Origin of the sequence: Burkholderia sp. MS455 (assembly GCF_016899445.1) — a bacterium.
Lineage (GTDB): Bacteria > Pseudomonadota > Gammaproteobacteria > Burkholderiales > Burkholderiaceae > Burkholderia > Burkholderia pyrrocinia_C.
This window is the reverse complement of the sequence record NZ_CP041778.1, coordinates 3,085,633-3,111,551: the sequence shown is the minus strand read 5'-3', so window position 1 is coordinate 3,111,551 and position 25,919 is coordinate 3,085,633. Positions and strand designations below refer to the sequence as shown.

The 25,919-nt window shown below is 68.2% G+C and carries 25 protein-coding genes and 1 pseudogene; 12 read left to right on the top strand and 14 right to left on the bottom strand.

The features are described from left to right. Window positions 1-129: 129 nt before the first annotated feature. From FPJ27_RS18285 to FPJ27_RS18275, 3 genes and pseudogenes are all read left to right on the top strand, one after another. A pseudogene (locus FPJ27_RS18285) lies at window positions 130-549 on the top strand (DUF393 domain-containing protein); the annotation flags it as partial. Next, on the top strand, window positions 546-2,045 hold the full coding sequence (locus FPJ27_RS18280) for a TIGR01777 family oxidoreductase (RefSeq protein ID WP_204422049.1): 1,500 nt from the start codon (window positions 546-548) through the stop codon (window positions 2,043-2,045). The pseudogene FPJ27_RS18285 and the gene FPJ27_RS18280, both read left to right, overlap by 4 nt. A gap of 72 nt (window positions 2,046-2,117) precedes the next feature. Beyond that, the gene (locus FPJ27_RS18275; protein ID WP_204422048.1) at window positions 2,118-2,741 is read left to right on the top strand and encodes a glutathione S-transferase; all 624 of its coding nucleotides are present in this window, start codon (window positions 2,118-2,120) and stop codon (window positions 2,739-2,741) included. Window positions 2,742-2,803: 62 nt separating this feature from the next. Here FPJ27_RS18275 and FPJ27_RS18270 read toward each other — a convergent pair whose 3' ends face one another. Together FPJ27_RS18270 and FPJ27_RS18265 are read right to left on the bottom strand one after the other, a co-directional pair. Then, the gene (locus tag FPJ27_RS18270) at window positions 2,804-4,195 is read right to left on the bottom strand and encodes a serine hydrolase (RefSeq protein WP_204422047.1); all 1,392 of its coding nucleotides are present in this window, start codon (window positions 4,193-4,195) and stop codon (window positions 2,804-2,806) included. Between the two features lie 192 nt (window positions 4,196-4,387). Continuing rightward, window positions 4,388-5,569: a hypothetical protein gene (locus FPJ27_RS18265; RefSeq protein WP_204422046.1), complete on the bottom strand. Its 1,182-nt coding sequence runs from the start codon at window positions 5,567-5,569 to the stop codon at window positions 4,388-4,390. 286 nt (window positions 5,570-5,855) lie between these two features. Here FPJ27_RS18265 and FPJ27_RS18260 point away from each other — a divergent pair, with 286 nt between their 5' ends. From FPJ27_RS18260 to FPJ27_RS18235, 6 genes are all read left to right on the top strand, one after another. Then, the gene (locus tag FPJ27_RS18260) at window positions 5,856-6,275 is read left to right on the top strand and encodes an HIT domain-containing protein (RefSeq protein ID WP_204422045.1); all 420 of its coding nucleotides are present in this window, start codon (window positions 5,856-5,858) and stop codon (window positions 6,273-6,275) included. A 258-nt stretch (window positions 6,276-6,533) separates the two neighbouring features. Continuing rightward, complete coding sequence (locus tag FPJ27_RS18255) at window positions 6,534-6,698, top strand: hypothetical protein (RefSeq protein WP_162836114.1); 165 nt, start codon at window positions 6,534-6,536, stop codon at window positions 6,696-6,698. 150 nt (window positions 6,699-6,848) lie between these two features. Beyond that, a complete protein-coding gene (locus FPJ27_RS18250) occupies window positions 6,849-7,508 on the top strand; it encodes an isoprenylcysteine carboxylmethyltransferase family protein (RefSeq protein WP_072440181.1) in 660 nt (219 codons plus the stop codon). 377 nt (window positions 7,509-7,885) lie between these two features. Next, window positions 7,886-8,341 (top strand): hypothetical protein, encoded by a 456-nt coding sequence (locus tag FPJ27_RS18245; protein WP_034181694.1) that lies wholly within the window; start codon window positions 7,886-7,888, stop codon window positions 8,339-8,341. Window positions 8,342-8,360: 19 nt separating this feature from the next. Further along, on the top strand, window positions 8,361-8,564 hold the full coding sequence (locus FPJ27_RS18240; RefSeq protein ID WP_143155750.1) for a hypothetical protein: 204 nt from the start codon (window positions 8,361-8,363) through the stop codon (window positions 8,562-8,564). Window positions 8,565-9,224: 660 nt separating this feature from the next. After that, window positions 9,225-10,061 (top strand): bifunctional allantoicase/(S)-ureidoglycine aminohydrolase, encoded by an 837-nt coding sequence (locus FPJ27_RS18235; protein ID WP_034181695.1) that lies wholly within the window; start codon window positions 9,225-9,227, stop codon window positions 10,059-10,061. Between the two features lie 86 nt (window positions 10,062-10,147). Here FPJ27_RS18235 and FPJ27_RS18230 read toward each other — a convergent pair whose 3' ends face one another. Then, window positions 10,148-10,939, bottom strand: a complete 792-nt coding sequence (locus tag FPJ27_RS18230) for an aminoglycoside phosphotransferase family protein (protein WP_204422044.1) — start codon at window positions 10,937-10,939, stop codon at window positions 10,148-10,150. A 238-nt stretch (window positions 10,940-11,177) separates the two neighbouring features. On the opposite strand from FPJ27_RS18230, the gene FPJ27_RS18225 reads away from it, so the two are divergent. After that, window positions 11,178-13,295, top strand: coding sequence for a PBP1A family penicillin-binding protein (locus FPJ27_RS18225; protein WP_204422043.1), 2,118 nt, complete (start codon window positions 11,178-11,180; stop codon window positions 13,293-13,295). Window positions 13,296-13,303: 8 nt separating this feature from the next. Then, entirely contained in the window at window positions 13,304-13,915 is a 612-nt protein-coding gene (locus tag FPJ27_RS18220; RefSeq protein ID WP_204422042.1) for a trimeric intracellular cation channel family protein, read from the top strand. A gap of 21 nt (window positions 13,916-13,936) precedes the next feature. Here the strand turns inward: FPJ27_RS18220 and FPJ27_RS18215 are convergent, their stop codons facing one another. The 10 genes from FPJ27_RS18215 to FPJ27_RS18170 all read right to left on the bottom strand — a co-directional run bounded on the left by FPJ27_RS18215 (window position 13,937) and on the right by FPJ27_RS18170 (window position 23,521). After that, on the bottom strand, window positions 13,937-14,320 hold the full coding sequence (locus tag FPJ27_RS18215; RefSeq protein WP_204422041.1) for a VOC family protein: 384 nt from the start codon (window positions 14,318-14,320) through the stop codon (window positions 13,937-13,939). Window positions 14,321-14,423: 103 nt separating this feature from the next. Beyond that, a complete protein-coding gene (locus FPJ27_RS18210; protein ID WP_204422040.1) occupies window positions 14,424-15,254 on the bottom strand; it encodes a heme ABC transporter ATP-binding protein in 831 nt (276 codons plus the stop codon). A 19-nt stretch (window positions 15,255-15,273) separates the two neighbouring features. Continuing rightward, window positions 15,274-16,362 carry an iron ABC transporter permease gene (locus FPJ27_RS18205; RefSeq protein WP_204422039.1) on the bottom strand — a complete coding sequence of 363 codons (1,089 nt, stop codon included), beginning with the start codon at window positions 16,360-16,362 and terminating at the stop codon, window positions 15,274-15,276. A 15-nt stretch (window positions 16,363-16,377) separates the two neighbouring features. Continuing rightward, on the bottom strand, window positions 16,378-17,295 hold the full coding sequence (locus tag FPJ27_RS18200; protein ID WP_204422038.1) for a helical backbone metal receptor: 918 nt from the start codon (window positions 17,293-17,295) through the stop codon (window positions 16,378-16,380). Beyond that, a complete protein-coding gene (locus FPJ27_RS18195; protein ID WP_204422037.1) occupies window positions 17,292-18,383 on the bottom strand; it encodes a ChuX/HutX family heme-like substrate-binding protein in 1,092 nt (363 codons plus the stop codon). The genes FPJ27_RS18200 and FPJ27_RS18195 overlap by 4 nt, the downstream gene beginning before the upstream one ends. 49 nt (window positions 18,384-18,432) lie before the next feature. Beyond that, window positions 18,433-20,703 carry a TonB-dependent hemoglobin/transferrin/lactoferrin family receptor gene (locus FPJ27_RS18190; RefSeq protein ID WP_204422036.1) on the bottom strand — a complete coding sequence of 757 codons (2,271 nt, stop codon included), beginning with the start codon at window positions 20,701-20,703 and terminating at the stop codon, window positions 18,433-18,435. 244 nt (window positions 20,704-20,947) lie between these two features. After that, window positions 20,948-21,175, bottom strand: coding sequence for a hypothetical protein (locus FPJ27_RS18185; RefSeq protein ID WP_034181704.1), 228 nt, complete (start codon window positions 21,173-21,175; stop codon window positions 20,948-20,950). 210 nt (window positions 21,176-21,385) lie between these two features. Then, the gene (locus tag FPJ27_RS18180; protein WP_204422035.1) at window positions 21,386-21,769 is read right to left on the bottom strand and encodes a DUF6232 family protein; all 384 of its coding nucleotides are present in this window, start codon (window positions 21,767-21,769) and stop codon (window positions 21,386-21,388) included. Between the two features lie 124 nt (window positions 21,770-21,893). Then, the gene (locus tag FPJ27_RS18175) at window positions 21,894-22,154 is read right to left on the bottom strand and encodes a DUF2866 domain-containing protein (RefSeq protein WP_072440302.1); all 261 of its coding nucleotides are present in this window, start codon (window positions 22,152-22,154) and stop codon (window positions 21,894-21,896) included. Between the two features lie 206 nt (window positions 22,155-22,360). After that, the gene (locus FPJ27_RS18170) at window positions 22,361-23,521 is read right to left on the bottom strand and encodes a porin (protein WP_072440203.1); all 1,161 of its coding nucleotides are present in this window, start codon (window positions 23,519-23,521) and stop codon (window positions 22,361-22,363) included. Window positions 23,522-23,828: 307 nt separating this feature from the next. On the opposite strand from FPJ27_RS18170, the gene FPJ27_RS18165 reads away from it, so the two are divergent. Beyond that, entirely contained in the window at window positions 23,829-24,635 is an 807-nt protein-coding gene (locus FPJ27_RS18165; RefSeq protein WP_204422034.1) for a MetQ/NlpA family ABC transporter substrate-binding protein, read from the top strand. Between the two features lie 133 nt (window positions 24,636-24,768). Here FPJ27_RS18165 and FPJ27_RS18160 read toward each other — a convergent pair whose 3' ends face one another. Further along, entirely contained in the window at window positions 24,769-25,884 is a 1,116-nt protein-coding gene (locus FPJ27_RS18160; RefSeq protein WP_072440205.1) for a succinylglutamate desuccinylase/aspartoacylase family protein, read from the bottom strand. Between the last annotated feature and the right edge of the window lie 35 nt (window positions 25,885-25,919).

Genomic DNA, 25,919 nt, shown 5'->3' with positions numbered 1-25,919 from the left:
CAGTCGACCGAACGATTCACGATGCTTTCGGTAAAGGAAGGAGTGCAGAGCATGAATATCAATGAAGTGGCGCCGACCATCGGCGACGTTGCGGAGCGCGTTGCACCTCGGCCTGCGCCCGACAACGCGCGCCGCATCGTCGTGCGCTGGATGTATGCCGCGGCGATCGTCCACCTGCTCGTCGGCGTGGCCGTTCCGTGGCTCGCCGGTGCACCGTTCGTCGATGCGTATCACCGCGGCATCGAGCTGCATTTCTGGGCGGCAACGGCACCCGAACCGGCGCGTGCCCAGCAGATATGGTGGATGTCGATGATCGCCGCGACGGTGCAGTGTGCGTCGGTCTGGATGCTCGCGCTCGTTCACCTCGGCAACCGGTTGCGCAGGCGGGAAGTGTGGGGATGGCTGCTGGCCGGCCTGTTGGTCTGGGCGCCGCAGGACGTGCTGTTTTCATTGCAGGCCCGTGTATGGGGCCACGTGGCGATCGACGCGGCCGCACTCGTCGCGATGGTTCCGCCGCTTGTCTGGCTGTTGACGAGGGATACCGTATGAACACCGTGCCTGCCTACGACTGGGCGCTCAACCTGCTGATCGTGCAGGGCGCGATGGGCGCATTCGATACGCTTTATCACCACGAACTCACGCAGGACCTGCCGCACAGCCCGCGCGCGCGGCTCGAGCTGGCGATTCATGCGGTGCGTTCCGTGCTCTACGGCCTCGTGTTCGCATCGATCGCGAACGTTGCGTTTCACGGCGCCTGGGTCGCGGCGATCGCGGCGGTGGTGCTCGTCGAAGTGGTGCTGACGTTGTGGGATTTCGTCGTCGAGGACCAAAGCCGCAGGCTGCCGGCGACCGAGCGCGTGCTGCACACGCTGCTGGCCGTCAACGGCGGCGCGCTGTTCGGGATGCTCGCGATGCAACTGGCCGTCTGGGCGCACGAACCGACCGCGCTGCACGCGATCGACGTCGGCTGGCGCGGCTGGCTGCTCAGCCTGTTCGCCGTCGGCGTGACGGTATCGGGTATCCGCGACGGGATTGCCGCGTGCGGGATCGCGCGACACGCCCCGGTCGCCAATCCGTTCGCGGGGCAGCCGGCCGGCAACGTGCTCGTCACCGGCGGCACGGGCTTTATCGGCGAAACCCTCGTGAACCAACTGCTCGATGCGGGGCATACGGTCACGTTGCTGGCGCGCGATCCGCTGCGCGCGGCCTATCAGTTCCGGGGCCGTGTGCGCAGCGTGACGTCCGTCGAACAGTTGCAGCCGCACGAGCGCTTCGACACGGTGATCAATCTTGCGGGGGCGCCGGTGCTGGGCGCGCGCTGGAGCAAGCGCCGGCAGGCGCTGCTGCTCGCCAGCCGCGTCGGCGTCACGCAGTCGCTGATGCGTTGGGTCGAGACCGCCGAGGTCAGGCCGCGCACGTGGATCCAGGCATCCGCGATCGGCTACTACGGCGTGCGTCCGGCCGACGAACGGCTCGACGAGGGCAGCAGCGCCGGCACCGGCTTCATGTCCGAGCTGTGCCGGCAGTGGGAGCTGTCCGCGCAGCCGCTCGAGCGCCATGGGGTGCGCGCGGTAGTGCTGCGGCTGGGCGTCGTGTTCGGCCCCGGCGGCGCGTTGCGCCCGATGCTGCTGCCGCATTACTTCGGGATGGGCGGACGATTCGGCGACGGCGCGCAGGTCATGAGCTGGATTCACCGGGACGACGTGCTGCGGATCATCGCGCGCGCGATGTCGAACGCGGACATGCACGGCGTCTACAACGCGGTGGCGCCCGGTGCATTGACCCAGCGCGAGTTCGTGCAGGTCGTGACGAAGGTGCTGCGCCGCCCCGCATGGCTGCACGTGCCGGCCGCGCCGCTGCGCCGCGCGATGGGCGAGATGGCCGAACTGCTGCTGGACGGGCAGCGGGTGATGCCGGCGCGGCTGCATCAGGACGGATTCATGTTCCGGTTCCCGACGGCGGAGCACGCGCTGCGCGACCTGACGAACCGGCCGCACGCCGATTTCGCGCGCCCGGCCTGCCGTTTCCCTCAAGGTCGTGTATAAATTCAACGTGACCGCGCCCGGGACGTGTCGTGCGTCCCGAACGCTCCGCATCCGACCTCACAAGGAGACTGCATGCTGCACGTCCTCGGCAAGATCCCGTCCATCAACGTCCGCAAGGTGCTGTGGCTGTGCACCGAGTTGAACCTGCCGTTCGAACAGGAAGACTGGGGCGCCGGTTTTCGCACGACCAACGATCCGGCCTATCTCGCGCTGAATCCGAACGCGCTCGTGCCCGTCATCAAGGACGACGATTTCGTGCTCTGGGAATCGAACACGATCATCCGCTACCTCGCGAACCGCTATGGCGGCGACGCGCTCTATCCGGCCGAGCCGCAGGCGCGCGCGCGGGTCGATCAATGGATCGACTGGCAGGGCGCGGACCTGAACCGCTCGTGGGTGGGCGCGTTCCTCGGCCTCGTGCGGAAATCGCCTGATCATCAGGATCCGGACGCCATCGCGCAGTCGATCGCGGGCTGGACGAAGCACATGCGCGTGCTGAACGCGCAGCTCGAATCGACCGGCGCGTTCGTGGCAGGCGGCACCTTCACGCTCGCGGACATTCCGATCGGCCTGTCGGTGAACCGCTGGTTCGGCACGCCGTTCGAGCATCCGGATTTCCCGGCGGTGTCGCGCTATATCGAGCGTCTTGCGACGCGCGAAGGCTTCAAGACCTACGCCGGCAGCGCGAATCCGTGACGCATCGCAGGTAGCGCGCGGCGCGGCGGCATGCACGGGCCAGCGGGCCCACCGGCCTGTCGTCACGCGCCGGGCGCCGGCACCGCGTCGAGCACGCGCGCGAGAAACGCGTCGTGGTTCCACGCGGATTCCGGCCGCGACAACCCGAGCCGCACGACCACCAGCTGATGGCTCGGCACCACGCTCACGAACTGGCCTTCATGGCCGACCGCATGAAACGCGTCGGCCGGCATCGCGCTCGCATGCGGATCGCGCTCGTTGAACGGCTCCGGCACCTTGACCCACAGATGCGCGCCGAATTCCTGGTGCGGCGACTGCGGCGTCGCGCGCGTCAGGTAGCGTACCCAGCCCGCCGGCAGCAGCCGCTGCCCGTTCCACTCGCCGTCCTGCAGCAGAAGCTGACCGAAGCGCGCCCAGTCGCGCGCGCTCGCATACATGTACGACGAACTGCCGAGCGTGCCGGACGCATCGGGCTCGAACACCGCGCTGCGCATCCCGAGCGGCGCGAACAGCGCGCGGCGCGGAAACGCGAGGTAGTCGTCGTCGCTGCCGCCCATCGCTTCGCGCATCACGCGCGCGATGATCGCGCTCGTGCCGCTCGAGTAGTACCACTGCGTGCCGGGTGTCGCGGCGAGCGGCTTCGCCGATGCGAACCGCGCGGTATCGGGCTGCGTGAACAGCATCACGGCGACGTCGGACAGCGGGTCGTCGTAGTCCTCGTTGAATTGCAGGCCGCTCGTCATCCGTAGCAGCTCGTCGAGCGTGACGGCCGCGCGCGGGTCGCCGCTGCCGCGCCATTCGGGCAGCAGCGCCGACGCGTCGAGCGACAGCTTGTGCAGCGCGACGAGCATGCCGACCAGCGCGGCCGTCACTGTCTTCGTCATCGACCAGCCGGGCAGCGGCGTGTCGGCCGTGAAGCCGGGCGCGTAACGTTCGGCGATCACCTGGCCGCGCCACATCACGACGACCGCGCGCGTGCGCCGCGGCCGAGCCGGATCGGGTTCGTCGAATGCGCGGTCGAGCGCGGTCTGCAGCTTGTGTGCGTCGATGCCGGCGGGCGGCGCGGCGGGTGCGGGCGGCGGGTCGGGGAGAAGGGGCAATGCGCCCGGCAATGTGGCAGACGACGGCCCGAGCGCGAGCGTGCAGCCGAGCCCGGGCCGGAAGTCGGCTTCGCGCCCGGCGAAGCCGGCGAAGGTCGCCATCGCCCGATGATGGTCGGGATCGAGCGACGGACGCACCAGTTTCAGCAGCGGATGCACGCCGGCCATGATGTCGACGTCGATCACGGACGCGGCCGGGCGGCCCGACACGAACACGCCTGAGCACAGCGCCTTGGCGGCATAGCCGGTCGCGATCGGCGCAAGCCGCGACAGCATGTATCCGGCATAGCCGAGCGCGGCCAGCAGCACGAGGGCGGCGCCCCGTCGGATCAACGTCTTGATGGGTGTCGTCATGCGCGAGCGTCCTCGGTTGTCTGCGGGCGGGCGATGAACCGGCAGTGTCGCAGGTTCGGGCAAGCGCTGGCAATCGCGGGTGCTTGCGACGCCGGGTGGCGTCGATCGGACGCATGTTGCGCGGCGAGTGCGAATCGTATGTGTCGATCGCGAGGTTCGAACGGGCCGCATGCGGCCCGTTCACATGGCGTGTCATTGCGCGTCGTTGTTGTCGTTGTCCAAACGCAGTGTCCAGACCGTCGCGGTATTCGTATTGTCGTCGACGGCCGCGAATTGCGGCTGGCCTTTGCTGCCTCGCCCGAATGCAAGGCCGAATGCCGCGCCCGGCACGATATCGACCTGCATCTGCGCGACGAAGCGCCCGTCCACCGTGAATTCGACGATCTCGCTCGGATGCAGCGGATCGGCGTTGACCGCGTCACCGTTCGCGGTCACGAGATGGCCGTTCGGCGCGAGCGCCAGCGCGAGCGGGCCGTGCAGGTGCTTCGTGTCGAAGTAGATCATCCGGCCGACGCCGCCGTTGCGGTTCGTCGACGCGGCGTTCTGGATCGCGAACACCGCGTTGTCGCCGGTGGAAGCGACATACAGGACGTCGACGTTCGGGTCGTATGCGAGGCCGGTCGGGCCGACGACGAGTGCGTTGGGATCGATCCGGTTCACGTAGCCCGATGCGATGATGCGCGAGCCCGGCAGCATCGTGACACTGTCGTTGCCGATCGCCAGTTCGATCCGTGCGACCGTGCCGTTCAGTACGTTCGACACGAACGCGGTCACGCGCTGGCCGCGATCGATCACGGTCATGTCCCACGGCCCGTCGAGCAGCGTGGCGCTGACCAGTTGCGTGACGAGATTGCCCGCCGGATTGATGACGAGCAGCGAGCCCGGCGCGACCACGGTCTTGCCGTCCGGCGTCGGCACGTTGCCGACCAGCACGAAGCCACTGCGCAGCACCGTGAGCGCGGTCGTCAGGCCCACGTTGCTGCCGTGGAAGAAGGTCGTCGGCGTATTGCCGGGCGACAGCTTCACGATCGTCGTGCCGGTGCCTTGCAGGTTCGACGCCGCGTTGAAGTTCGACACGACGACGTCACCCGGTTTCAACGGGCTCCAGGTCGGCACGCCGCGCGGCACGAACGCGATGCCGTACGGATTGAGATCGCCGTTGGCGGGTACGGTCGATGCGGTGACCGACGAAGGCGGCAGGATGATGTCGTTGCCGCCGGCCCACGCGAACGTCGACGACAAGGCGGCCAGCCCGGCTGCGCACGCCGCACGGCGTAACGTGCGCGCGATCACGTGCGACGCGCGCGCGAACGCCGGCGGGTGCGCGGCGAAGAAGGGCGGGGCGGGGGAACGACAGGTGGGGAGAGGGTCCATGGCATGACTCCGGTTGATGAACGCGAGCAGTCATCCCGGCTGCCGGCCAGCGCAGCCGACGGGTGTCCGGCACGGGTTCGCGATCTTGCCGCGCGAACCGCGCGCTCGAAATAAACGGATGGCGACGGCTGCTTATTCCATCCGGTTACGCACGTTGCATGCGCACCGGCATCGATTGTTCGCTGCAATGTCGACACGACCTGACAAGTTGAAATATCGGCTGCCGCCGGCCGATAATCGTCGGGCATCGAACGCTCACCCAATCCAACCGTAATCGGAAGACACCATGTCCTATGACAACAACAACCCGTTCGCAAAAATCCTGCGTGGCGAACTGCCGTGCGTGAAGGTCGCGGAAGACGACGCGACCCTCGCGATCATGGATCTGATGCCGCAGGCCGACGGTCACGTGCTCGTGATCCCGAAGGAGCCGGCCGCGCAGATCTTCGAGCTGTCCGGCGACGCGGCCGCGGCCGGCATCCGGATGACGCAGCGCGTCGCGGCTGCCGTGCGCGCGGCGCTCGAGCCGGACGGCGTGTTCATCGGCCAGTTCAACGGCGCGGCGGCGGGGCAGACGGTCCCGCACGTGCACTTCCACGTGATCCCTCGCCGCGAAGGCGCCGAGCTGCGGATGCATGCGCGCGACATCGCCGACGCGGCGACGCTCGAATCGATCGCGCGGCGCATTCGCGCGCGTTTTGTGTAACGGATCAACGGCACGCGACGCGGCACGGCGGCCGAGAGCCGGCCGGCTGCCGCGCCGCCATCGCCTGTTTCGGCGGTCACGCGAAGTAACACGTGTAACCGCCGGCGAAACTCGGCTCGGCAAGCTCGGCGCTAGACTCCGCGCATTACTTCATCGAGCGACAGGAAGAGCGGATCGCTTCTTCGTGCCGGCCGCCGTCGCCTACGGCGGCATGGTCTTCGCGAGGTGTCATTCGTCTTTCGCGCCGGGAATCGAGCCATGTCCAGACTTCTCATCACGCTTGCCCTGATCGGCGGCCTGTCCGGCTGCTACGTCGCGCCGCCGTACGGTTACGCGCCCGCGCCGGCCTACTACGGCTACGCGCCGGCGTATTACGCGCCGCCCGTCAGCGTCGGGATCGGCGGCAACTTCCGCATCCGCTGATCGGGTACCCGGCGCGGGCCTTGCCCGCACCGGTTCGCCGCCCTTCACCGGAAGGTTCGCGCGGATTCGCGCGCCGCATGACGACGGCACGCTGCGCATCGTGCGCGCGGTTCCTATACTTCACAGGAAAGAGCATCCTGTGAGGCAGCCATGTCCGTCACACGCAAGTTCGCTGTCCTGTCGGGCGTATCCACGCTCGTCTATCTCGGGCTCGCCGTGTTCGGTTTCGGCGGGTTCGCCGCCTTTTTCTCGCATCCGCCGCTGATCGTCATCGTCGTCGCGACACTGGCGATGGCCGTCGTCGCGATGTTCACCGAAGGCAACCTGAGCGCCGGCGAGCGCGAGAACCGCGACAACCGCTGGGTGCTCGCGGCATTCGCGGTGAGCGGCTTCCTGCTCGCGTATCTGCCCGCGCTGACCGACCGGCTCGATGTCTGGACCCTCGGCGGCGATACGGTGCGATGGTTCGGCGTCGCGCTGTACATCGCGGGCGGGGCGCTGCGCATCTGGCCCGTGTTCGTGCTCGGCAAGCGCTTCAGCGGGCTCGTCGCGATCCAGCCGGGCCATACGCTCGTGACCGACGGCATCTATCGCCGCATCCGCAATCCGAGCTATCTCGGCCTGCTCGTCAATTCGGTCGGCTGGGCGCTCGCGTTCCGCTCGGGTGTCGGCGTGCTGCTGGTCGCGCTGATGACGGTGCCGCTCGTCGCGCGCATCCGCTCCGAGGAAGCGCTGCTGCGTTCGCAATTCGGCGCCGAGTACGACGCGTATTGCGCGCGAACCTGGCGGCTGCTGCCCGGCGTGTACTGACCCTTCATCCCACCCCCAAGCGTCGTTTCGGCGCTCGCTCGCGACACGTGCCCGATGTGTTGCCACGTGTGTCTCGAACGTGCGACGTTGCGCGTGGCCGGTCTGCCATTCGTGAGGGCCGGACCGCCGCCGAAGCCAATACTGGCAAGGGTTTCAGGCGATTTCGCGGAGCGCATTCGAGGTCGGTTATTCGTAAACAACTTGTTACCAGAATGTCCACGGCAGGGGTGTGGGACCGATGCTATTCTTCGCCGCAAGCTCAATGAAATGAATTGGTCCGGGGTTCGGCACAATGCCTGAACCGACATCGATCGATTCAGATCGTCGTACCGAGCGGACCTTCGATAACCAGATTGCGAACAAGGAAGAATACGGGAATGTGGAAGAAAATCGCCCCCGCTCTCGTCGTCGCCGCGCTGACCGGCACGACTGCACTGCCGGCATTGGCCGGTGACTTGAACAACGCGCTTGGCGGCGCGCTCGGCGGGGTTGCCGGCGCAGCGGTCGGCGGCGCGGTCGGCGGCAGCACCGGCTCGGTAATCGGCGGCGCCATCGGCGGCGGCGCGGGTGGTGCGGTGACGTCGAACCGTCGCGAGCGCACCGGCGCGATCATCGGCGGCGCACTCGGCGGCGGCGCAGGTACCGCGGCAGGCAACGCGATGGGCGGCCGCACGGGCGGCCTGCTGGGCGCGGCGGTCGGCGGCGGCGCGGGCGCGGCGCTCGGCGGCAACATGTCGCGCAGCTCGTACGAACGCGATTACGGCGATCGCGGTTATCGCGGCGATCGCGGCTATCGTCGCCACAAGCATCATCACCACCGCGACTGGGACTGATCGCCGCTGGCGCGGCACGGTGCGCGACCTGCGCACCTTCGCGCCGACGGCGTCGGCCCCCGACGCGAGAATCGGCCCGGCGGCCTGCCGGGCCGCCATCGCCGGCCAGACCGGCGACCTTTCCGGCTTCATCAGCTGCTGCCATACGCCCGACCGACGGGCCGGCAATTTCTCTCCTCGCCGTATTTCCCCGCTTCCCGACTACAAAGCCTGCCGCGCCTGAATGCGCCGCGGCGCAAGATCGGCGAACGCCATTACGCAGATTCCGTTCGACACGTCTGCCGGTTCCAGCCTGACAATGGTTCGCGACCGGGGCGGAGTGCTTCGCGGCCACGCGCGTATTGACCATCCTCGATCTGCGTAACCAGATGTATCGCGGCCCGCGCGTGCAACCCGTGTTGCCGTGGTCGGATGCATCGCATCGCCAACGTCCGGGCGATCGTTCGCGTCCCCCCCCCCCGACCGTGAGGATTTCCCTGATACGCAGACCGCCGCGCCACGCCGCTTCGCCGCGCATCGCACGCGCCGGCAAGTAGTGGGAAATCGAATGGATAGCATCGCAACATTTAATTGGTCGATCGCGATCGACTTCGCTATCGTCAACGACGCCCGCGTACGGAATCGAACCGAGTCATCCGCCGCGTCTCGCCTCGTCGCATGAGCGCGAACGCCGCGGCCCGGCCACCGGCTCCACCCGCATCGGTCGCCGCGTCCGATCAACCGGACGGATCCGTCGCGAAGCCTGGCCGACCGAACGAAGGCGCATGCGCTTTCAAGCCACCCCGGCAACGGTGTCCCGCCGCCGCATGCGTGCCCCACGCGCATGCGTGCCGCCCGATGCCGTTTGCGCCCGGGGCCGGACCAACCCATTGCCTGGATGCATATGTCTAAGACAACGTATTACGCGCCGCATGGCGGCCACCCGCCGCAGACGGATCTGCTGACCGATCGTGCGATGTTCACCGAGGCGTACGCGGTGATCCCGAAGGGGGTGATGCGCGACATCGTCACGAGCTGGCTGCCGTTCTGGACGAACACGCGCCTGTGGGTGATCGCCCGCCCGCTGTCGGGTTTCGCCGAAACCTTCTCGCAGTACATCGTCGAAGTGAACCCGGGCGGCGGCAGCGACAAGCCGGAGCAGGACAAGAACGCCGAAGCCGTGCTGTTCGTCGTCGAAGGCGAAGCCGAGCTGACGCTGCAGGGCTCGAAGCACGTGCTGAAGCCGGGCGGCTACGCGTTCATTCCGCCGGGCGCGGACTGGACGCTGCACAACGTCAGCGATGCCGCGGTGCGCTTCCATTGGGTCCGCAAGCATTACCAGGCCGTCGACGGCATCCCGCTCCCCGAAGCCTTCGTGACCAACGAGCAGGACGTCGAGCCGATCCCGATGCCGGGCACCAACGGCGCATGGGTGACGACGCGCTTCGTCGACATGAGCGACATGCGCCACGACATGCACGTGAACATCGTGACGTTCGAGCCGGGCGGCGTGATTCCGTTCGCTGAAACGCACGTGATGGAGCACGGCCTGTACGTGCTCGAAGGCAAGGCCGTCTATCGCCTGAACCAGGACTGGGTCGAGGTGGAAGCGGGCGATTTCATGTGGCTGCGCGCGTTCTGCCCGCAGGCATGCTATTCGGGCGGCCCTGGCCGCTTCCGCTACCTGCTGTACAAGGATGTGAACCGCCATATGAACCTGACGCTGAACCCCGCGCGCTAAGCGCCGCGCCAGCAGTCGAATATGAAAGCCCGCCGGTGCATGCCGGCGGGCTTTTTTCATGGACGGTGCGGCTGGCGTCGTGCGCGCTACAGACCGAGCGCTGTCGCGGCCAGCGCCGCGACCTGCAGCCGTGAATCGGGCGGCAGGCCGTCTTCCATCAGCCATACGGCCGACAGGCCCGCCCACGCGAGAATCCACTGCAGCAGCCGGCAGCGGTCGAGCTGCGCGGCGTCGGCCACGCACGCGACGCGTTGCTCGAAGCGCACCGGGTCGACCGCGATGTCGTGCGCGGGATTGCAGAACAGGTTCGCGTAGTCGAAGCCGCGTTCTCCGCGCAGCCCCTTCGGGTCGATCGCGAGCCAGCCGCGTGAGCCGAAATGCAGGATGTTGCCGTGATGGATGTCGCCGTGCAGGACGACTTCATCGACGGGCTGTGCCGACAGCAGCGCGCATGCCGTTGCGGCCGATCGGCGCAGCACGTCGTTGGCCGTGGCATTCGACAGCAGTGCATGGAACCAGTCGTGCAGCGGCACGACCGCAGGCGGCTCAGCACGATGCGCATGCAGTCGCGCGACGACGTCGCACGCGATGCGCATCGCGTCGTCGTCATGACCCGAAGCCGAAAAGCCGGCCAGCGACGGCGCCGGCTGCGCGCGTTCGAGCAGGATCGCGTCGCTGTCGTGCTGCCACACCTGCGCGGTGCCTTGCCCGTTCCACCACGTCATCAGCGCATTGCCGCGACGCTCTTCGTCGCACGTGGCGACCTTCAGCATCGCGGGTCGCGCGTGCCAGAGAACGGGCAGCAGGCCGCCGCTCGCGGTCAGGATCGGGCCGCCGTCGGGAACGAGGCCCCACAGGCCGATGTATCGATCGAACATCACGCGATGGTACAGGCGAACCGGACCGCATGCCGCGCGGTTTGTCCGACGGTGCGCCGCAAGCCGGCATGCGCTGCGCGAACGGCTCCGGCGCGCTTTCCTAAATAAAATTCAGCCTGCCAAACTTTGGCTAAAGAATGTTCCGGTTTCGCGCCATCCCTTCGACAATGCGCGCCTTCTGCGATCGGCAGGCGCCTGTCGCGCGCCGGCCGTCGCGGCCTCGAAGAAGGAGCCCGACATGACCGACTACACCGCATCCCCTCCGCCGCAACCCGCGCCGCCGCGCCGCCGACGCGTGTGGCGCACGCTCGCGGGCGCGCTGCTCGGCCTGACGCTCGCGTGCGCGGGCATCGGCGCATGGACGATCCAGCGCATCTGGACGCAGTTGCCGTCCGTCGAGCACCTGGCCGTCTATCGTCCCGCGCTGCCGCTGCGGATTTTCTCGCGCGACGGCGACTTGCTGGCCGAATACGGCGTCGAGCGGCGCGAGTTCGTGCCGCTCGAACGCATTCCGCCGCTGATGCGGCAGGCGCTGCTCGCGGCCGAGGACGCGAAGTTCTATCAGCACGGCGCGGTCGATGTCGGCGGCCTCGTGCGCGCGACGTTCGCGAACGTCGTGACGGGGCAGCCTGGGCAGGGCGGCAGCACGATCACGATGCAGGTCGCGCGCAACTTCTACCTGACGCGCGACAAGGTGCTGAGCCGCAAGCTCGCCGAGATCCTGATGGCGGTCAGGCTCGAACGCGAATACAGCAAGGACAAGCTGCTCGAGCTGTACATGAACGAGATCTATCTGGGCGAGCGCGCGTACGGTTTCGCGGCGGCCGCGAACGTGTATTTCGGCAAGCCGCTCGACGCGCTGAGCGCGGGCGAGGCGGCCGTGCTCGCGGGGCTGCCGAAGGCGCCGTCCGCGTTCAACCCGGTCGTCAATCCGGCGCGCGCGACCGCGCGGCGCAACTATGTGCTCGGCCGGATGCATGTGCTCGGCGAGCTCGACGACGCGACGTACCGCGCGGCCGTCGACGCGCCGATCGTGCTGGCGACCACGCCGCCGCCCGGGATCGTCGCTGCGCCGTACGTTGCCGAGCGCGCGCGCCGCATGATGGTCGAGCGTTTTCACGACGATGCCTATACGCTCGGCCTCGACGTGACGACGACGGTCTCGATGCGCGACCAGCGCGCGGCCGAAGCCGCGCTCGACCGCACGCTGAGCCGGCAGCCACGCGCGACGCGCGATGCGCGCAACGGGCTCGAAGGCGCGCTCGTGTCGCTCGATGCGGCCACCGGCGACATGCTCGCGCTCGTCGGCGGCGCGGATTTCAATCGCAACGTGTTCGACCATGCGCTGCAGGCGTATCGCCAGCCGGGCTCGAGCTTCAAGCCGTTCGTCTATTCGGCGGCGCTGGAGAAGGGCTATTTCCCCGGCGTGCTCGTCGACGATACGCAGCGCACGCTCACGCATGAGGAAACCGGCGCGCGACCGTGGCGTCCGCGCAATTTCGGCAACCGCTACGAGGGCTTCATCCCGGTGCGGCGCGGGCTCGTGCGCTCGAAGAACCTGGTCGCGGTCAGCCTGATGCAGGCCACCGATGCACGTTACGTACAGCAGCACGCGGTGCACTTCGGCTTCGACGCGCAGCGCAATCCGGCGTCGCTGCCCCTCGCGCTCGGCGCGGGCGCCGTGACGCCGCTCGAACTCGCGAGCGCATACGGCGTGTTCGCGAACGGCGGCACGCGGATGGAACCGCGCCTGATCCTGTCGGTGAAGCAGCGTCACGGCGGCGCGATGTACGAGGCGACCGTGCCGGCAGGCGAGCGCGTCGTGTCGGCACGCAACGCGTTCGTGATGGACAGCATGCTGCGCGACGTCGTGCGCTCCGGCACCGCGCGCGGCGCGCTCGCGCTGCGCCGCGACGACGCGGCCGGCAAGACGGGCACGTCGAACGGATCGAAGGACGTATGGTTCGCCGGTTATTCGTCGGGCATCGTCGCGGTCGCGTGGCTCGGCTACGACACGCCGCGTCCGATGGGGCGCGCGACCGGCGCGACGCTGGCGCTGCCGGTCTGGCTCGACTACATGAAGACGGCCGTCGACGGGCGCACGCCCGTCGATGCTTCGCCGCCGCAGGACGTCGCGCTCGTCGACGGCGACTTCGTCTACGCCGAATACACGCGCGGCACGTGCACGGCCGATGTGCCGCCATACATCCGCAGCCGCTTCGCCTGCGGCGGCGCGCACGCGACGGATGCAACGGATGCGCCGGCCGACCGCGGCAAGCCCGACGAGCCGATGCCCGCAGCGGTCGATGCGGCCGAGCGCGAACGCGTGCTCGACCTGTTCCGGACCGACGACTGACGCGCGCGATGCATACGCTCTATCTGATTGCGATCGTCGCGGAAGCGATGTCGGGGGCGCTGATGGGCATGCGGCGCGGGATGGACCGCTTCGGGCTCGCGCTCGTCGGCGCGGTGACGGCGCTCGGCGGCGGCACCGTGCGCGACGTGCTGCTCGGCCACTATCCGCTCGGCTGGATCGCGCATCCCGAATACCTCGTGATCACGCTCGTCGCGGCGACCGTCGCATCGTGGGCCGCACGGCATGTCGCGCGGATGAAGACGCTGTTCGTCACCGTCGACGCGATCGGCCTCGCGGCGTTCACGATCATCGGCTGCGACATCGGCGCGTCGACGGGCACGGCGCCGATCATCGTCGTGCTGGCCGGCGCGATCACGGGCGTGTGCGGCGGGATGCTGCGCGACCTGCTGTGCAACGAGATGCCGCTGATCCTGCGCGAGGAGTTGTACGCGAGCGTCGCGTTCGTCACGGGCACGCTGTATGTCGGGATCCAGCATCTCGGCATCGATGCGGGCTTTGCGACGGTGATCGCGCTGGCGGCCGGATTCTCGATGCGGATGCTTGCGGTGCGGCTCGGGTGGAAGATGCGGACCTTCGGTGCGGCGGATGTCGAGCATTGAGCGCGGCCCGCGCGCCGACATTCAGTCCGGCTGCATCACCTGAAAGACGTTGCCCTCCGGATCGAGGCCGTCGTACATCCGGTACGCGAAGCCGTCGTAGCGCTTGAGATCGCGCACGGTCACGCCATCGCAGGCGAGCCGGTCGCGGTGCGCGTCGATATCGGCGTCGATCGAGAAGACGAGCTTCACGGTGCTGGCGTTGGCATTCGCATGCGTAGAAGTGGCTGCCTGGCGAAACGCCGGGCCCGCCAGATGCAGCGCCAGTTCGATCGCGCCCGCGTCGAGCACGACCCATTCACCGTTGATTTCCTCGATGACTGGCAGGTCGAAATACCGCTGGTAGAACGCCTTCTGCAACGCGACGTCGCGGACGTACAGGATGATGCGGGTCATTGAAAGCGGCACGCGAGGCTCCTCGAAGGGGATGCGCGAATGATGTTGGGTGAACGGCAGTTGAAGGCAGCGTAGGACATCGAGCGACGCAACGACCGTGCAGTATTTGCCTACGCTACGCAGGCACCATCACCGGTGGCGTACCGTCGCCGGTTTCCACCATCTTCACCGCGAATCCGTAGCATTGCGCGATATGCGCGGGCGTCATCACGTCGCGCGGCGCGCCGTGCGCGACGATCGTGCCGTCGGCGAGCATCGCGATCGTATCTGCGTGTCGTGCGGCGAGGTTTGGGTCGTGCACGATAGCAAGCACGCCGAGCCGCCATTCGCGTGCGACCGCGCGCACGGTATCGAGCAGCCGGTGCTGATGTGCGAGATCGAGCGCGGCGGTCGGCTCGTCGAGCAGCAGGTAGCGCGGGCCGCCCTCCATACCGTCGTCGTCCGGCCACAGCTGCGCGAGCACGCGCGCGAACTGCACGCGTGCAAGTTCGCCGCCCGACAGCGTCGTGACATCGCGGCCGACGAGCGCTTCGGCACCCGCGCGTTCGAGCGCGCGCCACGCGATGTCGCGATCGCGGTGCGCGATCACGTGCCGCGCACCGCTGCGCCGCGCATGCGGATAACGGCCGAGCAGCACGATTTCGTCGACGCTGAACGGGAAGGCCGGCTGCGCGGCCTGCGGCAGCACCGCGCGCAGGCACGCGAGTCTTGGCGCGTCGATACGCGCGAGCGGTTCGCCGTTCAGCGTGATGTCGCCCGTCACGCGCACGCCGTTCGGCGCGACGCTGCCGGTCAGCTCGCCGGCGAAGGTCTTCAGCAGCGTGCTCTTGCCTGCGCCGTTGCGGCCGAGCAGCGCGGTCACGCGGCCGGGCTCGATCGACAGCGACAGGTCGCGAAGGATGGCGGTGTGTCGGCGGGCGACGTCAAGATGGTGGGCGGTCAGCATGGTCATCGTGACGGAAGGGTTACCCGCCGAGCGCGCCGCGGCTTTTCCACAGCAGCGCGAGGAAGAACGGCGCGCCGAGCAGCGCGGTCAGCACGCCGAGCGGGATTTCGGCGGGCGCGGCGACCGTGCGCGCGGCGAGATCGGCGGCGAGCGTCAGCAACGCGCCGAGCAGCGCGGCGCCGGGCAGAACGATGCGCTGGTCGGGGCCGCACGCGAGCCGCACGCAATGCGGCGCGACGAGCCCGATGAAGCCGATGATGCCCGCGCACGACACGAGCGCGCCGACCGCGAGCGCGACCGCGACGAGCACGCGCCGCTTCAGCCGCTGCACCGGCACGCCGAGATGCAGCGCCTCGGTTTCGCCGAGCTGCAGCGCGTTCAGCGCATCGCGTTCGCGCGCGAGCAGCACGCAGCCGATTGCGACGCACGGCGCGACGGCCGCCAGCGCGGACCATTGCGCGCCGCCCAGACTGCCGAGACTCCAGAAGGTCAGCGAGCGCAGCTGCGCGTCGTCGGCGACGAATGTCAGCAACCCGATCGCCGCGCCGACCAGCGCGTTGATCGCGATGCCGGCGAGCAGCAGCAGCGGCAGCGCGAGCCGGCCGCGCGATGCGGCGAGCCGGTAGACGAGCGCCGCGACCGCAAGCGCGCCCGCGAAGGCCGCGACGGGCAATGCGGCCGCGCTCACGTGCGCGGCAAATAGGGCGGGGCCGAGCACGATCGCCGTCGTCGCGCCGAGTGCGGCGCCGCTCGACACGCCGACGAGCCCCGGATCCGCGAGCGGATTGCGGAACAGCGCCTGCATCGCGGCGCCGGTCGCGCCGAAGCCGCCGCCGACCAGCAGCGCGAGCGCGACACGCGGCGCACGGATGTCGAGCAGCACCGCGCGGGCCTGCTGAGCGGCTGCATCGCCGCTCAGCGCGGCCCATGCTTGCGCGAGCGGAATGCGGTACGCGCCGACGCACAGCGCGACGACGGACATCGCGCACACGAGGCACGCGAGCGCGGCCAGCGCGAACGGTGCAAAGCGGCGCGACGTGCCGATGCGCGCGGCGCCGGAGCGCGAGGCGGGCGACGGTGCAGGGAAAGGCGAAGCGTGAGCGGGCATCGGGGCGGTCCGGAATCAGGCGAGTGCATCCGACAGGCGTCGGTACAGGGTCGTGACGGCGAGCGGCAGGCGCGGGCCGAACCCGAGCAGGAACAGCGCATCGAGCGACACGACGCGCTGCGCGCGGCCGGCCGGTGTCGCGCCGAAGCCGGGCGTGGCGAGCAGCGCGGTGCGCCCGCCGACGGCCGCGAGCCCTTCGTCGGAGATCAGCACGACGTCTGGTGCGGCGGCCGCGAGCGCCTCGGTCGTCAGCGGCTTGTAGTGATCGAAGCCCTGCATCGCGTTGCGCGCACCCGCGTAGCGGATCATCGCGTCGGCCGCCGTGCGCTGGCCGGCGACGAGTGCCTGGGTGCCGGTATGGTTCAGCACGAACAGCACGCGCGGCGGCTGCGCGCCGCCGGGTGCGCGTACGGCGACCGCGTCGCGCGAGGCCTGCCAGTCGCGATCGAAGCGCTGCAGCAGCGCGGCGCCCGCATTGCGCACGTCGAGCGCCTGCGCGACGCCGGTGATCTTTGCGCGCACCGACTCGACGTCGTGGCGTTCGTCGAACGTCGTCACCGCGACACCGGCGTTTTTCACCTGCGCAATCGCGGTGGGCGGGCCGGCTTCGGCCGACGCGAGCACGAGATCGGGCTGCAGCGACAGCAGCCCCTCGGCCGACAGTGCGCGCTGGTAGCCGACCTTCGGCAGGCGCTTCGCGGCGTCGGGGTACGTGCAGGTCGTGTCGGCGCCGACGAGCCGGTAGCGCGGCGTCTCGGCACCGCCGAGCGCGAACGCGGTTTCCGCGAGCGCGCCGCCGATCACGACCACGCGCTTCGGTGCGGCCTGCGCGGCTTGTGCGAGCACGCGGCCCGGCAGCGCGCCCGCGAGCGCGCCAGCCGCCGCGCTCGCCAGCACCGTGCGGCGCCGCGGATCGAACGATCGCGCGCTCACCGCGCGTCCCCGCGTGCGGCCGGCGGCAGCGTCGCGACGAGCGCGCGCCAGTCGTCGCGTTCGACCTTGCCCGGCTTGCGTTCGCCGAACAGCAGCGCAACGTGGTCGCCCTGCCGGTCGAACAGTTCGAGCGACGTGACGATGCCGTCGCTCGTCGGTTTCTTCACGACCCATGCGGCGGCGATCAGGTCCTCGCGCACATGCAGGTTGAAGCCCGGGTCGAGCACGTTGATCCACGCGCCGACTTCGCGCACGTTCGCGACGGGGCCCGTATGGATCTGGATCATCCCCGCATTGCCGACGAATACCATGATCGGCTGGCCGCTTTGCGCGGCCCGTTCGAGCACGTGGCGCAGCGCACGCGCGGTTTCGACCGGATACGCGTATTGCGGATCGGCGAGGCGCAGCGCCTGCATGCGGCTCACGCCAAAGCGCTGCGTGATGCCGAAAAACTGGTGCGTGTCGGTCATCGCATCCCACGCGGCGCGGAAGCCCGCGACGTCGATCTCGGTGTCGGCGCGCTCGGGCGTCTTCGGCGCGGCGGGCGCGACGTCGAGGCCCGGCTCCTGCGACGGTGCGCGCCAGCGTTCGACGAATGCTTCGTACGCGGCATGGTCGCTGTGCGCGCGCAGGTAGACCTTGTGGATCGCGTGGCCCTGCGCGTCGAAGAACTGCAGGCTCTTCAGCGGGCCGTGCGCGGTCTCGTCGCGCACCGCGAACGCCGACACCCAGTGGCGATAGAAGATCCGCAGGTCGATGTCGCCGAGCGCGAGTCCGACGGGGCCGTCATGGCTCATTTGCGCATATTCGCCGTCCTTTTCGTGGACGGCCGTGTCGTTGCGCGTGAGCGCCATCACGCGGCCGAGGCGCGGCATTTCCTCGAACATCGCCGGAAAGCGCGCGTCGAGCCGCACGACGTGCTCGCCGACGAACGCGGCGAGCGCCTGGCCTTCGCTGACGCCGAGCGCCTGCGCGACGTCGCGGTTGCGCAGCTGGCGCTCGGTCTTGAGCTTGATGAACGCGTCGCGCAATGCGGCGGCCGCGCGGGCCGGGCCGGCCGGTTGACCGGGAAGGGCGGATTGCATCATGTCGGACTCCTTCAAGTAACGGTTGGGGTGGCAGCGCGGGCGTCGCGCATCAGAAATCCACTTTCATGCTGACGGCGACCGTGCGTCCGGGCGACGTATACGCGTCGAGCACCTGCGAATCGGCCGCGATGCCGCGCACGTCCGACCAGTTCCAGTATTTGCGGTCGAACAGGTTGCGGATGCCGATCGTCGCGCTCACGTGCTTGTTGAAGCGGTAGCCGCCGCGCAGGTCGACGATGAACGACGACGGCGGCGTGAAGCACGCCTTGTTCGAACAGTCGGATTTGTCGATGTCCTTGTCGCGTTTCGCGGCCTGGAACAGCAGGTCGGTCTGCACGAACCAGCGCTCGCCCGGCTCGTAGCGCACGCCGAACACGGCCGAGAACGGGTTGACCGTGTTGAGCGGCTGGCTGGCCGCGCCGTCGTTCTGCGTCGAGCCCTTCGTGAACGCCATCGCCGTCTTCAGCGTGATGCCGTTCGGCATCGCCCATTCGGCGCGGCCTTCGAGGCCGTGGATACGCGCGTCGGCGAAGTTCACGTACTGGAATACGGACGGGTCGGTCGGCCGGCCGCTGCCGGCGATCGTCGTGCGCGAGATGAAGTTGCGGTAGCGGCCCGTGAACGCGGCCGCGCTGTAGCGCACGACACCGTAGCCGGTGCCGGCCTTGCCGCGCAGGCCCGCTTCGAACGTATCGCTCGTCTCGGGCTTCAGGTTCGGGTTGCCGATCGACGTGTAGCCGTACACCGGGTTCGAGAAGCTGCTGTTGACCTGGTCGGGCGTCGGCGCGCGGAAGCCGTGCGCATACTGCACGTACGGAATGACCGCGGGCGTGATCTCGTAGAGCACGGCGACGCGCGGCGACAGTTCGTTCGCGCTCGTCGACACGGCCTTGCCGATGAACAGCGGATCGTTTCCGGTCGGGCTCAGCCGGTATGTGTCGAAGCGCAGGCCCGGCGTGACGAGCAGGCGGCCGTAGCCGATCTGGTCCTGCACGAACGCGCCGAACAGCGTGTAGTCGGTGTCGGGGAATGCCTTGTTCGGGAACGCTTCGCCGACGCCCGGCACCGTGCCGTCGCGCAGGTTCGTCACGCGCGACAGGCTGCCGTCGATGCCATACAGCAGCTTGTGCGCGAGCGGGCCTGTCGCGAAGCCGCTTTCGGCAAACGCGGAGCCGCCGAACGTGCGTTCCTTGTACTGGTTGTCGCGCGAGCGCGACTTAAGCGGCGCGCCGCGCGTCTCGAACGCGTATTGATCCTGCTTCGCGTCCTGGTAGTAGAACTGCACATGCGCGGTCTGGAACCAGCGGAACGCGTCGTCGCGGAAGTCGTAGTCGACGCTGAAGCGGTTGCGCTCGAGCCGGTCGTTCGTCGTGAGGCCGAGCGTGGTCGGCGGATTGATCGCGGACAGCACGTCGGTGCTCACGCGCCGCTGCACGGTTTCCGCGGTGAACCTGATCGTGTCGCGCGCGGTGGGCGTCAGCACGAGCTTGCCGAGCAGCGATTCGGAATAGACGTCCTGCGGGTTCGACGTCGTGCGCAGCGTGCTCGCCGAGTTGTTGCCGCCGCGCGTATCGACCTCGTGGCCGCGGCGGCCGTCGGCGATGATCATCCCCTGCACGCGGTCGTTGCCGCCCGCGGCCGACACGGTCGCGCCGATGCTGCGGTCGGCCGAGTCGTAGCTCGGCCGGAACGAGAAGTAATAGGGCTTGTGGTAGATCGACAGCAGGTCGCGCGGATCCTTCGTGATGAAGTTCACGGCGCCGGTCAGGCCGTCGCTGCCGTAGAGCGCCGAGGCCGGCCCGCGCAGGATCTCGATGCGCTTGAGCGTGTCGAGATCGGCGTAGTCGCCGCGCCCCGCTTCGAGCGGCCCGAACGAGAACGCGTTCGGCAGGCGGATGCCGTCTTCCATCAGCAGCACGCGATTGCCTTCGAGGCCGCGGATGTTGATGCTCGAATCGCCGTCGCGGCCGCCGCCGAGCGCGGCGCTGCCGGGGCGGTACGCGGTGCGGCGCACCGTGATGCCCGGCTCGTAGCGCAGCGCGTCCTTGATGTTGGTGGCCTGCTGTTCCTCGAGATCCTCGTCGGTGATCACCGACACCGACGCCGCCGTGCGGCTCGCGGCGGTGGCCGTGCGGGTGGCCGTGACGGTGACAGGGTCGAGCAGCGCTGCATCGCCGCGCTTGGACGCGGCGACGAGGACGGCAGGAGGCGGGGTGGCGCCTTGCGGCGACGAATCGGCGTGAGCCGGGGCGGCGGACAGGCCGAACGCGCCGAACAGCGCGGCGCAGATCGGCCGCCGCGCCAGCGGATAGCAATGCACAGGTGGTCTCCCATTGACGAAAACAAGCCCGAAGGCTGGCTGGGTGACGCGTTCACCTGGCTGGCCCGTCCGCGCGCGGCATGCGGCGAACGGCGAATTGAAAGAAACTGATAACTTTACCAGTGTAAATGAGAATCATTATCAATACAAGGAAGGAAAGCGGCCCGTGCGGGTGAGCGCTTGCCTGCGCGGCCCGAGTGAGCCGCGGCGGGAAATTCGGGAGAAACGCGCAGGCGCGCCGGCGCTAGGCCAGCGCTTCGATGCGGATCAGCAGGTTGCGCGCATGCGCGATGAACGCATCGTGCGTTGCGCGATCGCTGTGGCTTTCGAGGCCCGCCTGTTCGGCGAACGCGATCTGTTCGGTGTAGAGATCGACGAGCGCACGGCGTTCGTCAAGGGGAAGCGCGCGGATCATCGACACGAGCAGCAGTTCCTGCGCGCGAAGCATGCCGGACAGCAATTGAACGTTCATGCCGACCTCCTCGGACGATGCGGCGGCGGGCCGCTCTTTCCATACTAGGCGGTCGGCGTACGCAGCGCAGGCGCGGGGTTCGCGACGATGATGCGGGAAGCCGATTCGATGAAGACGCGTCGGCCCGACGCAACGATGTGCCGCGCGAGCCGATACGCGCCGCGCGCATCCGCGGATCGCGAACCGAAGCGTGCAGCGATGCGAATGGAATCAGCCTGCAGCCGTTGCGGCTTGCGCATCGCGCACGACCTGCGCGACGCGTTCGACGAATTCGGCGTCGACGCTCGACAGCGCTTCGCGCTTGCCGTCGGGCATCTCGACCATCAGGCGATACGTGACGTCCTGCGTGGTCCAGGCGAGATAACCGACGACGGCGAGCATCACGCCGACGACGAGTGCGGCGCTCGATGCGCCGATGCCGCCTGCGATGGCGGCGGCCGCACCGATCAGCGAGATCAGCACCGGAACGACACGGTTTTTCGGAATCTTGACGACGTCGACGTGGCGGATGTCACGCAGCGCGAATACCTGCCCGGCGGCCGACAGGCCGTTGCGCGTGATCATGACGCCGCGTTCGTTGAATGCGTTTTCCATCGTGTGTTGCGTGGACGAAAACGCGCAGCGTAGCAGGTTTCGTTGCCGCGTCAAACGAGACCGACTGCCGCACGATGCGTGCGGGGCGGCCGAAATACGGGAAACGGGGGGAACAGGGAGGCGTTCAGAACTGCAGCCGGCCGTCGCCGTAAAGCCGGCCCGGCACGTGCGATGCAACGACCTCGGCGATCTCTTCGTCGGTCGATTCGGCCGGCACGATCTGGCGCCGCGCGGGCGCGTCGAGATGCATCGTCCATTCGACGAGCCGGTACGGGCGGCCCCACGGGCGCTGCATTGCTACCGATACGCGGCAGCTCTGGACCGGCAGCGAGTGTTGGCACGTCAGAATCGCGTGCAGATGGCTGAAAACGGTATCTTCGATCATCATGGCCTCCGATCCTGTCTTGTGGGCAATCGATGGCGGCGCCGTCGGCATTTAAAAAAAAAGCCGCCGATGCTCAGGCGGCCAACAGGGGGGGTGAGAGCATCCTCTCAGCCCAGAATTAAGCGAAACTTAAAAGCAGATAAAAAAGCGCCCCGCGTGGAGCGGGGCGCTTCTTGCCGTCGTGATCCGCGAGTTAAGCGGATGCTTTAGAACTTGTGACGGATGCCGACGCGAGCGGCGAGCTGGTTCGACGAGCCGTTGCCCGACGTGTTGAAGTAGCTCGTGCTCGAACCGATCTGCGCCTGCACGTTGTTGCCCGACGCCTTCTGGTAGACGACGAGGCCGTACACGTCCGTGCGCTTGCTGAGCGCGTAGTCGAGACCCAGGTTGCCCTGGTTCCAGTGCGCCGAGCCGCCGCTTTGCGTCGCGTTCGTGTACGTGTAGCCGGCTGCTGCCGACAGGGCCGGCGTGATCGCATACTTCAGGCCTGCTTCGTATGCGTTGTAGAACGTGCCCGATGCGCCGCTCGCGAGCGGGGTGAACTGCGTGCGCGTCCACAGCAGCCATGCGGTCGCCGGGCCGAAGATGTAGCGGCCGCCGACGCCATACGTGCGCAGGTCGCGGATGTTGCCCGTGCTGATGTTCGCGATCGTCGTCGAGAACGCCGGCGTCGACTGGCTCGGGAAGCGGATGTCCGTGTAGGCAGCGCCGAGCGAGAACGGGCCGTTCGCGTAGTTCAGGCCGAAGCTGTATGCGCGCGACGAGCCTGCCGTCGTCGTCGTGCCCGACGTCGTGGCCGGTGCGCCGGCGAAGTCGGTCGAGTTCGAGAAGCCGTACAACGCGCCGAACGTGAAGCCCGCGTAGTTCGCGCTCTGGAACTTCACCGAGTTGTTGATGCGGCTGGACGTGAGCTGGTCGACGTCGTTCACGTGGTACGCGTAGTTGCCCGCGACCGTGTTGCCGCCCGTCGAGTAGTTCGAGCCGAGGATGTCGGTCGAGAACGAGTACTGACGGCCGAACGTGACCGTGCCGTATTGCGACTGGCTCAGGCCGACGTAAGCCTGGCGACCGAAGATCGCGCCGCCCTGGCCGATCGTGCCGTTGCCGCTGTTGAAGCCGTTTTCGAGCACGAAGATCGCCTTCAGGCCGCCACCGAGGTCTTCGGTGCCGCGCAGGCCCCAACGGCTGCCCTGGGCCACGCCGTCGTCGTACTTGAACAGCTTGCCCGAGCCGCCGGTGGCGGTCTTGCTGTGGTTCACGTAGCTGATACCGGCATCGATGACGCCGTACAGGGTCACGCTGCTTTGCGCGTGTGCCGTGCCGGCCGTTGCTGCGAGGGCGGCGATGGTCAACAGTTTCTTGTTCAAAGGATTCTCCGAGCGAATGAATGGCGTGTCCAGTTGCGGTTCCGGCGCTCTCTATGGGCGCTTTCACGGACCGGCGGCAACTTTATCGGCGGGCCACGTAATGAATATGACAGCGACTGTCATATGAAGAATGTGTGGTGCCGATGCGACATTGGATTCTGCCCGGTTGTATAGCGGGGAGTTATACCGATTTCGGCTGAGATTCGATCCGGATCGGGAATATGCACATGAAATAAGCTTGGTTGGCGGTGTTCGGGCCCCGTGCCACGATCCGTGCTCCAACAACGACACGGGACAAGAGGACACCATGCGACGTTCGATCCTGACCGGCCTCGGCGCACTCGCCGCGGCGCTGGCATTCGCGGCGCCCGGCGCGCACGCCGACCCGCAAACGCTGAAGATCGGCACGATGAGCGGCCCCGACGCGCAGATCTGGACCGAAGTAACGAAAGTGGCCGCGCGCGAAGGGCTTGCGATCAAGGTCATCGAATTCAACGACTACGTGCAGCCGAACGCGGCGCTCGATTCGGGCGACCTCGACGCGAACGGCTTCCAGCACCAGCCGTTCCTCGACAGTCAGATCAAGCAGCGCGGCTACAGGATCGTCAACGTCGGGCTCACCTACACGGCGCCGATGGGCTTCTATTCGAAGAAGATCAAGTCGCTGAAGGACTTGCCGGTCGGTGCGAAGGTCGGGATCCAGAACGATCCGTCGAACGGCAACCGCGCGCTCCTGCTGCTGCAGAAATACGGGGTGATCAAGCTGAAGCCGGGCGCCGGCACGAACGGCGTGAACGCGACGCCGCTCGACGTCGCCGAGAATCCGAAGAAGATCAGGATCGTCGAGCTCGATGCCGCTCAGCTGCCGCGCGCGCTGCCCGATGTCGATGCCGCGTCGATCAACACCGACTACGCGGTGAAGGCGGGGCTCACGCCGGTGAAGGATGCGATCGCGATCGAGGATCTGCGCGGCCCGTACGCGAACCTGATCGCGGTGCGCGCGCAGGACAAGGACAAGCCGTGGGTGAAGAAGCTCGTCGCGGCCTATGAATCGGACGACGTGCGCAAGTTCATCGACGAGAAGTTCGGCGGCGCGATCGTGCCGGCGTTCTGATCGCCCAGGCGTGCCGCCGCCCGGCCGGATCGCCGGGCATATCGGAAAGCAAATCGCCCGCGCTAGCGGGCGATTGCATTGGTGCGTGTTGGCACGCGTCGGTGCGCGCCGTTACCCGGCGCGCGGGCCGATCTCAGGCCGACAGCAGCGAACCCGTGCGGATCGCGGTCGCGCCGGCGATTCGCGCGACTTCCATGCCGGCCGTCGCGAAGCGCACGATCTGGCGCGCGTACAGCACGCCCGACACGCTGCTCTTCAGCGTGACGACGCGATCGGTCAGCGGATCGACGATGTCGGCCACTTCCTGGCCGGCCTCGATCATCGCACCGACCGGCGTGCGGAACACGATCACGCCGGACACCGGCGCGACGAGCGGATCGGTGCCCGCGAGCGGCGTGGCCGGATGCGCGAGCGGCGGCAGCGGCGCCGGCGTGCCGTCGACGATGCCGCGCTCGGTCAGGTATTCGACGATCGCCTGAGAATCCTTTTCGGCGAACTCGTACGACACGTCGCGTTCGCTGCGTAGTTCCACCGTGACGGAAATCGCGCCGTTCGGGATCGGGAAGCGGTCGCCGAAGCGGTTGCGCAGATCCGACCAGCAGAAGCTGTGGATCTCGTCGAACGGGTTGCCGACCGAGTTCAGCGCGAGCAGCGACGCCTGCGCGTCGAGATAGCGCGACAGCGGCTCGACGTCCGGCCACAGATCGGGATTCGTATAGAGGTGCATCACCGCATCGCTGTCGCAGTGCAGGTCGAGCACGATATCGGCGTCGAACGACAGCTTCTGCAGCGCGAGGCGCTGCGAGTCGAGCTCGGTGCGCGGCTTCTGCTCGTCGAGCGCTTCGCGCATCGCGGCGCGCACGGCGACGAGGTTGCGCTGCGCGTCGTTCGTGAGCCGGCTTTCGACGCGCGGCAGCACGAGCGCCGCGAGATCGTAGAAATTGCGGTTGAAGTTCTGCATCGAGCCGAGCTCGAAGCGGCCGAGGTGATCGCCGAACACGTGTTGCGACAGGCCGATCGGGTTCGGCACGGGCACGATGACGACTTCGCCGCGCAGCTTGCCGGCCGTCTCGAGCGCGGCGATCTTGCGGCGCAGCAGCGCGGCGACCAGCATGCCGGGCAGTTCGTCCGCGTGCAGCGACGACTGGATATAGACCTTCTTGCCGCCGCGCGGGCCGTAGTGGAAGCTCGTGATCTGGCGTTCGGTGCCGACGGCGGGGGAAATCAGCGGATGGGTCTGCGTTTGCATGATGAGGGGAGTGCGGCGCAGCCGCGAATGATCCG

Bases quoted from the DNA above. Each gene is read 5' to 3' on its own strand.
- FPJ27_RS18245 (WP_034181694.1), top strand. From the start codon at position 7,886: ATGTGGAAGAAAATCGCCCCCGCTCTCGTCGTCGCCGCGCTGACCGGC.
- FPJ27_RS18180 (WP_204422035.1), bottom strand. From the start codon at position 21,769: ATGGAAAACGCATTCAACGAACGCGGCGTCATGATCACGCGCAACGGC.
- FPJ27_RS18270 (WP_204422047.1), bottom strand. From the start codon at position 4,195: ATGACGACACCCATCAAGACGTTGATCCGACGGGGCGCCGCCCTCGTG.
- FPJ27_RS18195 (WP_204422037.1), bottom strand. From the start codon at position 18,383: ATGATGCAATCCGCCCTTCCCGGTCAACCGGCCGGCCCGGCCCGCGCG.
- FPJ27_RS18255 (WP_162836114.1), top strand. From the start codon at position 6,534: ATGTCCAGACTTCTCATCACGCTTGCCCTGATCGGCGGCCTGTCCGGC.
- FPJ27_RS18250 (WP_072440181.1), top strand. From the start codon at position 6,849: ATGTCCGTCACACGCAAGTTCGCTGTCCTGTCGGGCGTATCCACGCTC.
- FPJ27_RS18160 (WP_072440205.1), bottom strand. From the start codon at position 25,884: ATGCAAACGCAGACCCATCCGCTGATTTCCCCCGCCGTCGGCACCGAA.
- FPJ27_RS18280 (WP_204422049.1), top strand. From the start codon at position 546: ATGAACACCGTGCCTGCCTACGACTGGGCGCTCAACCTGCTGATCGTG.
- FPJ27_RS18185 (WP_034181704.1), bottom strand. From the start codon at position 21,175: ATGAACGTTCAATTGCTGTCCGGCATGCTTCGCGCGCAGGAACTGCTG.
- FPJ27_RS18225 (WP_204422043.1), top strand. From the start codon at position 11,178: ATGACCGACTACACCGCATCCCCTCCGCCGCAACCCGCGCCGCCGCGC.
- FPJ27_RS18265 (WP_204422046.1), bottom strand. From the start codon at position 5,569: ATGGACCCTCTCCCCACCTGTCGTTCCCCCGCCCCGCCCTTCTTCGCC.
- FPJ27_RS18165 (WP_204422034.1), top strand. From the start codon at position 23,829: ATGCGACGTTCGATCCTGACCGGCCTCGGCGCACTCGCCGCGGCGCTG.
- FPJ27_RS18275 (WP_204422048.1), top strand. From the start codon at position 2,118: ATGCTGCACGTCCTCGGCAAGATCCCGTCCATCAACGTCCGCAAGGTG.
- FPJ27_RS18205 (WP_204422039.1), bottom strand. From the start codon at position 16,362: ATGCCCGCTCACGCTTCGCCTTTCCCTGCACCGTCGCCCGCCTCGCGC.
- FPJ27_RS18220 (WP_204422042.1), top strand. From the start codon at position 13,304: ATGCATACGCTCTATCTGATTGCGATCGTCGCGGAAGCGATGTCGGGG.
- FPJ27_RS18230 (WP_204422044.1), bottom strand. From the start codon at position 10,939: ATGTTCGATCGATACATCGGCCTGTGGGGCCTCGTTCCCGACGGCGGC.
- FPJ27_RS18260 (WP_204422045.1), top strand. From the start codon at position 5,856: ATGTCCTATGACAACAACAACCCGTTCGCAAAAATCCTGCGTGGCGAA.
- FPJ27_RS18175 (WP_072440302.1), bottom strand. From the start codon at position 22,154: ATGATCGAAGATACCGTTTTCAGCCATCTGCACGCGATTCTGACGTGC.
- FPJ27_RS18210 (WP_204422040.1), bottom strand. From the start codon at position 15,254: ATGCTGACCGCCCACCATCTTGACGTCGCCCGCCGACACACCGCCATC.
- FPJ27_RS18235 (WP_034181695.1), top strand. From the start codon at position 9,225: ATGTCTAAGACAACGTATTACGCGCCGCATGGCGGCCACCCGCCGCAG.